Here is a 12044-nt window from a genome sequence, read left to right as displayed (position 1 = left end):
ATGCGTCGGTCGCTCAGACGTGCGGCGGCGCATCGTAGAACACCGCGCCGCGCATCAGCGGGCGCGCCGTGCGGAAGAAGGCGCCGCGCTCGGCCCGCCAGCCGTCGGCCCCGCGGGTCACGGCGGCGTCAGCGGTGAGGATGCCCGACGGCATGCCGACCCGCAGGGCCGCGTCGGTGGGGCGCGCGGCCTCGTGGACGAGGCTGCCTTCGAGCCGGGCGGCGACCGCGAGGCACAGGGTGGCGGTGAGCGGCAGCGCCTGGTGCGGCACGCCGTTCGAGATGACCCGGGCGGTCAGGTCGGTCTCGGCGGCGCGGATCGTGGCGCCGGAGAGGCTGCCGGAATCCTGCGGCGGCGCCACGAGGCCGACGAAGGGCACGTGGACGACGCGCGCCGCCGCCTCGAGATCGGGCGCGATGCCCATCGCCACGGAGCCGGCCCGGCGGATCCGCGCCAGCCGGTCGAGGAGGCCCGGCACGGCCTCCAGGGCGGCGGGCAGCTCGGTGCCGGCGAGGCCGAGATCGGCGGCGCGGACGAACACGCAGGCATTGGCGGCGTCGATCAGCGAGGCCTCGATCGCGCCGAGGCCCGGCACGTCGAGCCTCTGACGGACGGCGCCGGTCGGGAGCAGCCGGCCGGTCGTGGCGCCGCCCGGATCCAGGAAGTCGAGCTGGATCGGCGCGCCCGTGCCGGTGACGCCGGGGATCGCGAGGTCGCCGCGGTAGACGCTGCGGCCGCCCGCGGCCGCGAAGCCCGCCACGATCAGCTTGCGCGTGTTGGTGTTGAAGATCCGCAGCCGCACCGGGCCGTCCGGGACGTCGACGAGCCCCTCGTCGACCGCGAACGGCCCCACGGCGGCGAGCATGTTGCCGCAATTGCCCGAGAGGTCGATGCGGCCGTCGCGGACCACGACCTGCACGAAGGTGTAGTCGATGTCGGCGTCGGGCCGCGCCGAGCGCTCGACCACGCAGATCTTCGAGACCGACGAGACGCCCCCGCCCATGCCGTTGAGCTGCCGCCCGAACGGGTCGGGGCTGTCCATGGCGGAGAGGAAGACCGGCTCCCAGGCGGCGAGATCCCCCGGCACGTCCCGGCGGTGCAGCATCAGCGCCTTGCTGGTGCCGCCGCGCATGAACACGGCCGACAGCGTGCCGGAACGCGCGGCCGCGCTCACATCCGCGCCGGCGGCTGGTTGGGATCCACGAGGTAGCCGAGGCCGCGGACTGTCTGGATCAGGTCCACCGCGAGCTTCTTGCGCAGGCGGCCCACGAACACCTCGATCGTGTTCGAGTCGCGGTCGAAATCCTGGTCGTAGAGGTGCTCGGTGAGTTCGGCGCGGGACACGACCCGGCCGGTATGGTGCATCAGGTAGGAGAGCAGCCGGTACTCGTGACTCGTCAGCTTCACCTGGGCGCCGTCGACGAAGACCTTGCCGGAGCGGGTGTCGAGGGTCACCGGCCCGCAGGCGATCTGGCTGGTGGCGTGGCCAGCGGCGCGGCGCAGCAGGGCGCGCACCCGGGCCATCAGCTCCTCCATGTGGAAGGGCTTGGTGACGTAGTCGTCGGCGCCGGCGTCGAAGCCGTCGACCTTGTCGGACCAGCGGTCCCGGGCCGTGAGGATGATCACCGGGGTCTTCACGCCGGCCCGGCGCCACTTCTGCAGCACGGTGACGCCGTCGGCCTTGGGCAGGCCCATGTCGAGGATGATGGCGTCGTAGGGCTCGCTCTCACCGAGATAGCCGCCCTCCTCGCCGTCATAGGCCTTGTCGGCGACGTAGCCGGCCTCCTCCAGCGCGGCCACGACCTGCCGGTTGATGTCCTTGTCATCCTCCACGACCAGCAGACGCACGGCTCACTCCCCTCCGAAACGGTCCCCGCGCCCGCTCAATACTGTCCCGCCACGGTGCCGGTGCGCGCGTCGACGATCACGTGCACGAAATGCCCGTCGCGGCGCAAGGCGGTGAGCATGTAGACGAGGCCGTCCGCGTGACGGCAGAGGCTCGCCCGCTGGATCTCGGCGCGGGGGATCACTGTCCGGGCCGCGCGGATCGCCGCGACCGGCGGGATCACCCGGCGCTCGCCGACCTCCTCGCGCAGGTCCGCGGGGGACAGGCAGCTCTCGATCCGCAGCGGCGGCTGGCTCGACACCGCGCCCGTCTGAGGGGCCGGCCCGTCGTCGGCCATGGAGCCGAGGCCGCCCGCGGCGAGGGCCGCGGCGGTCAGGCTGATGGCGACGAGGGCGATGGCGTAGCGCATTGGCAGACGATGTGAGCCCAGGGCACTGAATGCGTCCTGAATACGTGGCCGTGCGTCGCCCCCGGCGGTCGTCGGCGGCGGTCCGGACAGTCCCTTCGCGGTCGATTCGGTGGCGGGCGGCATCGTGCGGACATGACGGCCGAGGCGGCGCCCGGTTCCACGCCGTGCGCCGCTTCCCACAGGCGCCGCGGCCGGTCTCACGGTGGCGGCGCTGCGGCGGGACCGCAGGCCGCGGCGCGGGCCGGCGGCCCGGCCCGGCCGGTCCCCGCCGGCGCGGCCTGCGCGGCGCCGCCGGACCCGAGCGTCCAGGCAAGCCGGCCGACCGCCGCACCCTCGTGGACGGCGACCGTCACCGCCGCGGCGGCCGCCAGGCCGAGCCACGCCCGGTCGAGAACCCTGTCCCAGAGCAGGCGCATCTCACCCTCCCGTCAGCAGCTTCCAGAGGGCCCGCAGGGCCGGGATATGCGCGGCGAGCCACGCGACCTGGTCGGAGAACCAGTGCGCGGCCGCCGCCGCGGCGACGAAGGTGAGCACCGTCGCGTGCTTGAGCCGGCGCAGGTAGCGGCGCAGCGCGCGGCGCTCGAGATGCGCGTCGACCAGCTCGTCGAGGGCGGCGAGGCGCGGCTCGGACTGCCGGGCGAACCACGCGTGCCAGACGGGCGGGAAGCGGATCGTCCGGGGCCGCCCGCCGAGGGCGACCCCCGCGCCCTCGGCGTCCTGGGGGGGCGCGGATTGCCGTGCCTCGGTGCGGAGGGGCTTCATGGTGACGATCCCTGTTACACGGCCCCCGCACCGCCGAGGCGGCGAGGCCCGGCCTCAGGCCGGGTGCTTGTCCGCCCCGCGCAGCTGCGCGAGCGCTGGGGCGAGGACGTTAGCGGCGCTCGCCTGCGGATCGAGGGGGAGCGCCCGGAAGATCCGCGCGGCCACGCCCTCGGGGCCGCCCGCCTTCCGCACGACGTGCGCGGGGGCGGTGGCGAGCACGTGCCGGGCGCCGGCAGCCACCACCGCGGCGCCGAGATCGGCGCTGACGGTCCGGCCCCGGGCGGCCCCGGCCACGGCGTTCTGGCCGAACTCGGCCCCGGCGCGGATCGCGGCCTCGATCCGGTCGCGGGTGAGCACCGAGGCGGCCCAGGGCGCGACCCGGGCGATGCCGGCGGTGACGGCGGCAGCGGCGAGCGGCACGAGGGCGGCCGTCACCGGCTGGAGCAGACCGGAGAGCCAGTCGCCCCACGGCAGCGCCGGGCCGGCGATGGAAGCCGCGACCGAAGCGACGGCGGGCGCGGCACCCCCGGCCTGCGCGGCGAGCGGCAGGCCCGTGACGGCCAGGGCGAGGGCCGCCCGGATCGGGTGCATCATCGTGGAACTCCTTCTCAGCGCGCGGCGGACCCGGCCGGCTCGGGATCGTGTGACGACGGGTCAGGGCCGGCCCGGCGGCTGAGCCGGCATCGCGGCGGGACCGTCGCGCAGGGCGGCGAGGGCCCGGCGCGCCCAGGCGAGGCGGCGCGCGGGCGCCACGACGCCGGGCCGCTCGTAGCGGCGCCAGACCGCCTCGGTGGCGGCAGCGAGGGTGGTGGTGGCCCGCAGGGCCGCGAGGGCCGGCGCCTCGGGACCGCGCAGCTCGGCGCAGAGGTAGCCGTAGCCCGCCTCGGGGTCGGCGGGATCGCGGCCGCGCGCCCGGCACCACGCCTCCATGGCGACGCGCCGGGGCCCGGTCCACTGGGCGAGCCCCCAGCCGCCACGGGAGCCCGGCACTGCGGGGGCGACCTCCTGGAGGTGGCGGAACCCGCCGGTCTCGTGGCCGAGATTGCCGAGCAGGCCGGCGGCCTGGACGTCGCTCAGGCCGAGATCGCGCATCAGCTGCGGGCCGAGCCGGCGGCAAGCGGCGGCGAAGGGCTCCCGCGCGGCGGGGTCGGATGGCGGCATGGGCGTGCTCCGGAAGCTGGCGTGCCCGGACGCGCCGGGCTAAGGCGGCCCGCGCCGCGGGCGGCGCCGAGGGGAAAGCGTGGGACGCGGACAGGACCGGCCGCTCGTGTTCATCGGCGACTCGATCACCGCCGCCTGGGGCGCGGTGCGGGCCGAGACCTTCGCGCGCCACGGCTTCGTCGCCCGGGGCGTCCCGGGCGAGACGAGCGGGCAGATCCGCGCGCGCTTCCTGCGGGACACGGCCGGCGCCCGGGGCGTGCATCTGCTCTGCGGGATCAACGACATCGCGGAGATCGGCGGCCCGGTGCCGGACCGGGCGATCGCCGGGAACATCATGGCCATGGGGCGGATGGCCTTCGCGGCCGGGCTGCCGCTCACGATCGGCACCGTGATGCCGAGCGACTTCTGGGGCTGGCGCCCCGAGCTGCGGCCGGTGGCGCGGATCCGCGCCCTGAACGGGTGGCTGCGCGCCTACTGCGCGGCGGGCCCGGCCCGCCTCGTCGATTACGGGCCGCCGCTCGCCACGGAGGCGGGGGCGCTCCGGCGGGACTTCACCGACGACGGCATCCACCTCAACGGCGCGGGCTACGCGGCCGTGGAGCCGGCGATGCTCCGGGCCCTCGACACCGTCCGGGAATAACGGCGGCCGCGGGGTCGGGCGCTCACGCGCCCAGCGCCAGCCAGTAAGTCGGCACCGACCCGACCCCCGCCACCGCGCCGGGCGTCGCGCGGCGGGTGCGGAGCGTGAACCCGGTGGCCGCCACGTCGCTGACCTGCGCGGCGTGGAGCGCGTCGCCGGCGCCGGCGACCGGCTGCGCCCAGACGCCGAGGCAGCTCCCCGGGAAGGCGATGCCGAACGCCACCGCGACATCCGCGTCGGCGGCGGTGACGAGCCCCCATTGCGCGATCAGGCCGCCCGGGAGCCGCACCGACCCGTTCGCGCCGAGCACCTGCGCGCCGGTCGCGAGCGGCGTCCCGTCGGCGCGCTGGTAGTGGCGCACGCGCCAGCGGCCCGCCGCGTCCGAGGTGGCGATGCAGGTGTCGTCGGCGGCCGTCACGAGATCGGCGCGGGTCGGCAGCACCAGCGCCTCGGGATCGTGGACCAGGGTCGCGGCGCCCGAGAAGCGCACGAACCGCTCCCGGTCGGCGGCGGCGCCGAAGCTCGCGATCCGGGCCGCGCCGGTGACGAGCACCCGCCGGGTGCCGGCCGCGCCGAGGTCGGTGGTGGGGGCGGCCGCGAGGGCGGTCTCGGCCGAGGCGAAGTCGATCCCGCCGGTCCGCGCCGAGGCGGTGAGCGCCGTGGCGAAGGCGGCCCCGTCGGGCGAGACCTTCAGGGTGAAGTCGTCGCTCCCGAGGGTACCCAGCAGCGCCCGCGCCGCGTAGCCGGTCTCGAAGACCAGGGCGGCGTCGCGGGCGGCGGATTTCCGGTTGACGAAGACCCGCATGTCGCCGGTGCCCGGCGTGGCGTCGTCCCAGGTCAGGAGCGCGGAATCGGACTTCACCGCGAGACGGTTGGTGGCGTCGGCCGCCGTGTTGATCCCGAGGCGGCCGACGCTCTGGAGCGCGGTCAGCGCGCGGCGGAGGCTCGTCCAGGCCGCGCCGTCGAAGACGTAGAGGTCGGCCTCGTCGATCAGCCAGGCGAGCCAGCCAACCCGCGGCGCGGCGCCGGTCCAGACCCCGTCGGCGTAGCGCACCACCTGGCCCGCGAGCCCCGCCCAGGCGCCCCCGGGCTCGGCGGCGGCCACGAGGTAGCGGTCGCCCTCCGCGGGGCCCGGCGGCGGCGCGGCGAGGTCCTTGTCCAGGCACGCCAGTTGGACCAGCGCGTCGAGGAGGCCGAGCGCCTCGTTGTGGGTGACGTGCTTCTGCGCCTGGCTCGCGGCGATCAGCGGCAAGCCGAGATGGGGCGTGGCGTCGGACATGGGGCGGCTCCCGGGCGGTCAGGCCGAGCGGACGGAGACTCGGGCGCGGCAGGCGGGTCCGGGGCCGGCGACCAGACCGATCTGCGCCACCGCGACGTCGAGATGCGTCTGGGCGCCGCCGAAATCGGCCGCCTCGTCCGCGTAGAGGCAGTGCTGGGCCTCGGCCCGGAGCGTGCGCAGGGCCGTGCCGGCGGCCGAGAACACCGTCACGGCGTAGGTTTCCGGCTCGTCGAGCGGGATCTCGGCCGGCTCCCAGGCATCGCCGTCGCGGCGGGCCCGCCGGATCCACGAGAGCCGCACCCCGTCCGCCGCGCGCCGCGCCCGCAGGTGGACCGGCCGCAGCGGCGTCAGCGCCGCGAGGCCGGCCGTGGCGGTGATCTCGGCGAAGGCCGGGTCGGCCGGATCGCGATCCGCCGGCCCGATCCGGTAGCGGAACGCGCGGCCGACCTCGTCCAGCCGGTCGACCAGGGGCGCCACGGCACCGTCGTCGAGGCGCACGATCAGGCTCCCCGCCGGGCAGACCCGCCCCGCCGCCGCCTCGCTGCCCGCGAGCCCGCGCAGGAAGCCGGACAGCCGGTAGGTGTCGGGCCCGGTCAGGACCGCGGACGCGGCGCAGAGCAACTCCACGGTCCCGTCCGCACCGAGCAGGGCGAACAGGTTGCCCCCGGCCAGCATCGCGCCCGCCCCGATCGAGGCCAGCGTCGCGCCGCGCCGCAGGGCGACGTCGAGATGCGCGCCCCGCTGAATCCGCCAGAGCGGGCCGGGCGGCAGCGCCGACAGGGTGCGCCCGAGGCAGGCCGGGTAGTCGACGAGGCGGTGCAGGGCGAGCGGCCCGTCGCCCGCGGCGCGCCAGATCGCGACCGCGCCGGGCCAGGGCTCGGCCGCCACCGCGCAGGACTGAAGGACCGTGGGGTCGCCGCGGTCGACCGGCAGGTCGAGGGCCAGGGCGAGCGGCGGACCGGGAAAGGCGGGCGGCGCCACCTCGGCCCGGGCCATCGCGCGGGGCAGCCCGCGCCCGGGCCCCGCCCGGGGCGGCACGCCGCTCGCCTCGATCCGGCGGCCCGTGGGCGCGTCGTCGATCCGGTCGATCCGGCGCAGGACCGCGCCGCCGGGCACGTCGGCCGGGACCGCCAGGAGGTCGCCGGGCTCCAGCTCGACCCGGCGCGGGCTCAGCGTGAACACCGCGGTGTCGCGGGCCGCGATCAGCCGGTCGAGCAGCGCCTCGGCCAGGCCGTCGGCGGTCTCCCGGCGGGTGACGATCGCCGCCTCGATCCGGGTCTCGCGCCGCCGCAGGCCGGCGGGCCGCACGGCCGAGGCCGCGGCGCGCCGGTAATCCGGGCTCTCGGAATCGGTGATCCCGAGGTCCACGGAGCGCGGCAGGGCGCTCTCCTCGGCCCGGACCTGGTGCAGGACCGGCCGCTCCTCCGACAGCCGGACGAGGTCGGTCTCGGCCAGGATCACGGGCCGGTCGCGCCGGGGACCGCGCAGCCGCAGGGTCCCGGCCACCGCCGAGACGTCGAGGCCGTAGACCTCCGCCAGGGTCTCCAGGGCGCCGCGCGCCGTGAGCGGCCGGTCGATCACGTAGCCGTCGAGATAGGCGGCGGCCTCCACGGAGACCGGCGCGTCGAACCCGAAATCCGCGAGGATCCGCTGGACCAGCAGGTCGAGGTCGCAGCCCTCGATCCGGCCGGTGATCCAGTGGCCGACCCGCCAGTTGGCGGCGTCGGCCCAGACGCCGCGCACCGTCGGGAAGGCCGGGAAGGGCCGCGCGTCCCAGGCCCAGACGAAGATCCCGTCGGGATCGACCATGCGGCCGCCGTAGACCGGCGAGACCGGGTTGTCGGCTTCCCGGAAGCCCGGCACGGCCGGGTCGAACCGCGCGATCACGGCCTCCAGCCCGCGGAGCTGGATCAGCTCGTCGCGCAGGGCGCGGGATTCCGGCGGGACGGCGCTCTCGGACGATTTCGGGTCCGGGAAGACGTTGGGGCCGTTGGTGCCCTTGTCCACCGCCGGAACGCCGATCTCGGTGAGCCAGATCGGCTTGCCGGCCGGCACCCAGGCGGTGGTGCGGGTCTCGACGCCGCCGTCGCGCTCCACGTGCGGGCTCGACCACCACGCGACGAGGTCCTTGGCCCGGTAGATCCAGGGCTTGCCGGCGGCGCCGTCGGTGATCGGCCGGCGGGCCTGGGCGGCGCGGTCGGCCGCGTCGGCGTAGTACCAGTCGAAGGCCTCGCCGGACGCGCCCCGGGCCTTCAGATAGGCCCGGTCGGCGATGTCGCCCGTCACCGCGAGGTCGGCGTGGTCCGGGTCGTCGCGCCAGTCGGAGACGGGCGGGTACCAGTCGATCCCGACGGCGCCGATATGCGGGTCGGCGAACAGGTCGTCGAGGGGGAAGCGGACGGTGGCGCCGCCGTCGCCCACATGGGCGCCGTACTCGGTCCAGTCCGCCGCGTAGACCAGGGTGACGGCCGGGCCGAGGCGGTCGCGGAGCGCGGCGGCGAGGTCGCGCAGGGCCCGCACTGCCGGGTAGCCGGCCGCGCCGCGCACCCGGGTCAGGCCGACGAGCTCGCTGCCGATCACGAAGGCCGCGAGGGGCGCGCCCGAGGCCGCCCAGCCGGCCGCGAGGTCTGCGTAGTGCAGGACCGCGTCGCGGTAGCCACCCGCGAAGAAGGCCGCGACCTGCGCGTCGGCCGCGGCGGTCCCGTCCGGGCTCCCCGGAAGGCCCGGGGCCGGATCGCAGGTGATGCGGCCGCGCCAGGGATAGGCGGGCTGCGCGGCGCCGGGGGCGTGCGGATCGGGGAGCGCGTTGCCGGCCGGCACGTCCATCATGACGAACGGGTAGAGCGACACCGCCAGCCCCCGGCGCGCCAGCTCGGAGACCAGCCGGGTCAGGCCCGCATCCGCCGGCGTGCCGCCGTAGGCCGGGCTGCCGTCCGGCAGGGTCGAGACCGTCTCGGCCCGGTCGCGGGCGATCCCGGCGACGCGCCAATCCTCCGGCCGGGCGCGCTTGTCGGCGGCCTCGACCTTGGGCACGACCCGGCAGGATCCCGCCCGCAGGTCGGTGCCGAACCACGTCGCCACCACGGCGACCCGGCGCAGATTCGGGCAGAGCGCCTGGAGCGCGTCGAGGGAGGCGATCACGTCGGTGCCGCGCTGGAGCTGGTGCCGGTTGGCGGCCTCGGTGCGGCCGAGCCCGAGATCGACCGTGACGCGGTCCGGATCGAGGCCGAACTCGCTGGCGCCGGGGATCAGGTCGACGGCGCGCACGCGGTCGAACAGGCCGTTGACCGGGCGGATCACCTCGAAGGCGAATTGCGGGACGCGGTTGCCGAAGGCCGCGAGGGCCAGGTTCTCGAACACCGCGTAGGCGAGGCCGCGATAGGCGGGCGCGTTCTCCGCGCCCTCCTTGGCGACGATCAGCGGGTCCGGCTCCTGGCCGGAGCCGCCGGTATGGACCCGCAGGGTCAGGCCGGCTTGGTCGATCTCACTGCCGTCGGCCCAGATCCGGCGGACGCAGGCGATCTCGCCCTCGCACAGGCCGACCGCGAGGTTGGCGAAGTAGCTGTAGCGGGTGGTGACGGTCCTCGGGCCGCCCGCGAGCCCGCCCAGGCCCTTGGCGGGCGCGGCCGCGCGGGCGACGGTGGTGTTGGCGACCTCCAGCGGACGGGTCGCCCAGATCAGGGTGCCGCCGATCCGCGCCCGCCCGTAGACCCGCGGGATCGGATCGCCCTCGGTGGAGGTGAGCCCGGCCACGTCGGCGAGCCGCGGCCCCTCGACGAAGCGCGCGTGCCGCCCGGACCCCGACAGGGCGCCGCCGAGGGCCGCGCCCGCGACGGAGCCGAGCGCGCGCCCGACCAAGCCGCCGATCGGGCCTCCGAGGGCGGTGCCGACCGCCGCGCCGGCCGAAGACAGGATCAGCGTCGCCATGGCGGGGCTCCGGATCTGATGGCGGTATCGCGTGGACGGGTTGCCGGTCCGTATCCGATCGGATACGTTCGACCTGTGACGACGATCCTGCTGTCCGACACCTTCCGGACTTGGCTCACGGGCCTGAAGGATCACCGCGCCAGGGCACGCATCGCGGCACGTATCCGCAGCGCGGGGCTCGGCAATTTCGGGGATGCCAAACCGGTCGGGGCAGGTGTGTTCGAGATGCGGATCCCGTATGGCCCGGGCTTTCGCGTCTACTATGTCCGACGCGGCGAGGTAACGTACCTGCTCCTGTGCGGCGGCGATAAGTCCAGCCAGACCCGGGACATTCAGAGGGCCAAATCCATGGCCGCCTCTCTCGACGGAATCACCTGATGCGTTTCACACCGTTCGACGCCTCGGAATTCCTCGACAGTGAGGAGGCGATTGCCGAATACCTGGCGGCGGCGCTCGACGACCCCGACCCCGAGCTGTTCATCGCGGCCCTGGGCGATGTCGCGAAGGCACGCGGCATGGCGCAGATCGCCCGGGAAGCGGGTGTCGGTCGGGAGAGCCTCTACAAGGCGCTGACGCCGGGCTCGAAGCTCCGCTACGAGACGGTCCGCAAGATCATGGACGTGCTCGGCGTCAAGCTCACCGTATCGACGCGTTCCTCGTAGGCGCCGCAGCGCGCCGGAAACCGGAACACCCCCGTCGCGTGCCGCCGCCACCATCCGGTGAGCGCGACCTCGGTGACGGCGGCCCCGTCGTGGGCGTGGATCATCGCGCCGGCGCCGGTGGCGATGGCGCAGTGGCGGGCCGGCAGGTGGCGGCGGAAGGCGAAGAGCAGGACGTCGCCCGGCCGCATCGCCAGGTCCGCCAGGGATCCGGGCACCGGCACGAGGTGGCGGGCGGCCGCCTCGGTGAGCGGGTCGGTCCCGGGCGCGGCCGATTCCGCCCAGGTGCCGGAATAGGGCGGCGGCACCTCCGGCTCGGCGCCGTAGAGCCCGCGCCAGACCCCGCGCAGCAGGCCCAGGCAGTCGCAGCCCACGCCGCGCAGCGACGCCTGGTGGCGGTAGGGCGTGCCCAGCCAGAGCCGCGCCTCGCCGAGCGCCGCGACACCGATCTCTCGGCCGATCTCGCGCCGCATCGCGCTCATCGGAAGAGGCTCCCGCCATCGAGGATGGGGTCCGAACCGGGGACCGCCCGCATGACCGCGTCGTTGCCGGGCATGTGCGGGAAGCCCTGGAAGTTGACCGCGTTGGCGAAGCGGTCGCGGCAGGTGGCGAGGCGCTTGTCGCACCCGGCCGTCAGGCTGAACCCGTCGCCGGCGGCGACCGGCCGGGGCGGCACCGTCCAGAGCTCGATCAGGGGCCCGAGCTGGAGGCGCACGTCGGCCGCGAGCCCGGCATTGGCGCCCGTCGTCCAGGTCAGGCGCCCGCCGGTGAACAGGCCGTCCGCGAAGGACCCGGCGAGCGCCGCCGCGAGCGTGGCCGGCTCCGGGACGCCGCTCACCCGACCGGCCGTCGTCCACGCGGCGCGGTCCACCCGGCATCGGGCATCGCCGAGATCGGCGCCGCAGGTCGCCCGGTAGGTGCGGCCCCGCTCGGCGCCGAGCCGGTGCGCGAGGCCGCGCAGCTCCGCCACGAAGGCGTCGCCGTCCCGGCGCACCTCGCCGATCGTGGCGACGTCGAGGAGGAGCCGGGTCTCGGGGCTGCTCCAGTCGACCAGCCAGGTCTCCACGGCGGCGCCGTCGTAGAGGCCGCCGGCGATGTCCGCCTCGGTGAGCCCGAGGCCGCTCAGCGCCCCCGCCACGTCGCCCCCCGAGACCGCGAAGCCGAGCTCGGCGCTGGCCTCGGCCGCCTCCAGCCCGGTGCGGGCGGCGTGGACGAGGCCCGCGACGGTCAGGTCGCGGTCGTGGTCGGTGAAGCCGAGGGCGAGCCCGTCCCGCCGCCGCAGGGACCAGCAGCGGCACAGGGTGGTCACGCCCCCCGCGAGATGGGCCGCGAAGGCCTCCGGGATGTCGCGCATGGCGTCA

Annotated in this window: 14 protein-coding genes; 3 read left to right on the top strand and 11 right to left on the bottom strand. The window is 76.1% G+C overall.

The window, feature by feature from the left end; translation table 11 throughout:
- Positions 1–13: 13 nt before the first annotated feature.
- The 7 genes from BLW78_RS02150 to BLW78_RS02120 form a co-directional block, all read right to left on the bottom strand.
- Positions 14–1174 (bottom strand): 2-methylaconitate cis-trans isomerase PrpF family protein, encoded by a 1161-nt coding sequence (locus tag BLW78_RS02150; RefSeq protein ID WP_091676216.1) that lies wholly within the window; start codon positions 1172–1174, stop codon positions 14–16.
- A complete protein-coding gene (locus BLW78_RS02145) occupies positions 1171–1848 on the bottom strand; it encodes a response regulator transcription factor (protein WP_012321897.1) in 678 nt (225 codons plus the stop codon). Before BLW78_RS02145 ends, BLW78_RS02150 begins: the two co-directional genes overlap by 4 nt.
- 35 nt (positions 1849–1883) lie before the next feature.
- Positions 1884–2255: a PepSY domain-containing protein gene (locus tag BLW78_RS02140; protein ID WP_020090901.1), complete on the bottom strand. Its 372-nt coding sequence runs from the start codon at positions 2253–2255 to the stop codon at positions 1884–1886.
- A 197-nt stretch (positions 2256–2452) separates the two neighbouring features.
- Complete coding sequence (locus BLW78_RS02135; protein WP_091676214.1) at positions 2453–2671, bottom strand: hypothetical protein; 219 nt, start codon at positions 2669–2671, stop codon at positions 2453–2455.
- A 1-nt stretch (position 2672) separates the two neighbouring features.
- Positions 2673–3017, bottom strand: coding sequence for a hypothetical protein (locus BLW78_RS02130; RefSeq protein WP_091676211.1), 345 nt, complete (start codon positions 3015–3017; stop codon positions 2673–2675).
- A 54-nt stretch (positions 3018–3071) separates the two neighbouring features.
- Complete coding sequence (locus BLW78_RS02125) at positions 3072–3611, bottom strand: hypothetical protein (RefSeq protein ID WP_091676209.1); 540 nt, start codon at positions 3609–3611, stop codon at positions 3072–3074.
- 60 nt (positions 3612–3671) lie between these two features.
- Complete coding sequence (locus BLW78_RS02120) at positions 3672–4178, bottom strand: phage tail tip lysozyme (protein WP_091676205.1); 507 nt, start codon at positions 4176–4178, stop codon at positions 3672–3674.
- 79 nt (positions 4179–4257) lie between these two features.
- On the opposite strand from BLW78_RS02120, the gene BLW78_RS02115 reads away from it, so the two are divergent.
- Entirely contained in the window at positions 4258–4818 is a 561-nt protein-coding gene (locus tag BLW78_RS02115) for a GDSL-type esterase/lipase family protein (RefSeq protein ID WP_244526723.1), read from the top strand.
- Positions 4819–4840: 22 nt separating this feature from the next.
- On the opposite strand, the gene BLW78_RS02110 is transcribed toward BLW78_RS02115, so the two are convergent.
- Positions 4841–6097: a DUF2793 domain-containing protein gene (locus BLW78_RS02110; RefSeq protein ID WP_091676202.1), complete on the bottom strand. Its 1257-nt coding sequence runs from the start codon at positions 6095–6097 to the stop codon at positions 4841–4843.
- Between the two features lie 18 nt (positions 6098–6115).
- Positions 6116–10024, bottom strand: a complete 3909-nt coding sequence (locus BLW78_RS02105; protein ID WP_091676200.1) for a baseplate multidomain protein megatron — start codon at positions 10022–10024, stop codon at positions 6116–6118.
- A gap of 75 nt (positions 10025–10099) precedes the next feature.
- Here BLW78_RS02105 and BLW78_RS02100 point away from each other — a divergent pair, with 75 nt between their 5' ends.
- Both BLW78_RS02100 and BLW78_RS02095 read left to right on the top strand, forming a co-directional pair.
- On the top strand, positions 10100–10402 hold the full coding sequence (locus BLW78_RS02100) for a type II toxin-antitoxin system RelE/ParE family toxin (RefSeq protein WP_056527588.1): 303 nt from the start codon (positions 10100–10102) through the stop codon (positions 10400–10402).
- Entirely contained in the window at positions 10402–10686 is a 285-nt protein-coding gene (locus BLW78_RS02095; RefSeq protein ID WP_056527585.1) for an addiction module antidote protein, read from the top strand. The genes BLW78_RS02100 and BLW78_RS02095 overlap by 1 nt, the downstream gene beginning before the upstream one ends.
- Here BLW78_RS02095 and BLW78_RS02090 read toward each other — a convergent pair.
- Both BLW78_RS02090 and BLW78_RS02085 read right to left on the bottom strand, forming a co-directional pair.
- Positions 10617–11165, bottom strand: coding sequence for an NlpC/P60 family protein (locus BLW78_RS02090; protein WP_091676197.1), 549 nt, complete (start codon positions 11163–11165; stop codon positions 10617–10619). The two genes, BLW78_RS02095 and BLW78_RS02090, sit on opposite strands and share 70 nt — an antisense overlap.
- Positions 11162–12037, bottom strand: coding sequence for a DUF2163 domain-containing protein (locus tag BLW78_RS02085; RefSeq protein ID WP_091676194.1), 876 nt, complete (start codon positions 12035–12037; stop codon positions 11162–11164). Before BLW78_RS02085 ends, BLW78_RS02090 begins: the two co-directional genes overlap by 4 nt.
- Positions 12038–12044 lie beyond the last annotated feature (7 nt).

It is taken from the genome of Methylobacterium sp. 275MFSha3.1 (genome assembly GCF_900108435.1).
Classification (GTDB): domain Bacteria; phylum Pseudomonadota; class Alphaproteobacteria; order Rhizobiales; family Beijerinckiaceae; genus Methylobacterium.
The sequence above is the reverse complement of the archived record's forward strand: the minus strand, read 5'-3'. Positions and strand labels throughout refer to the sequence as shown.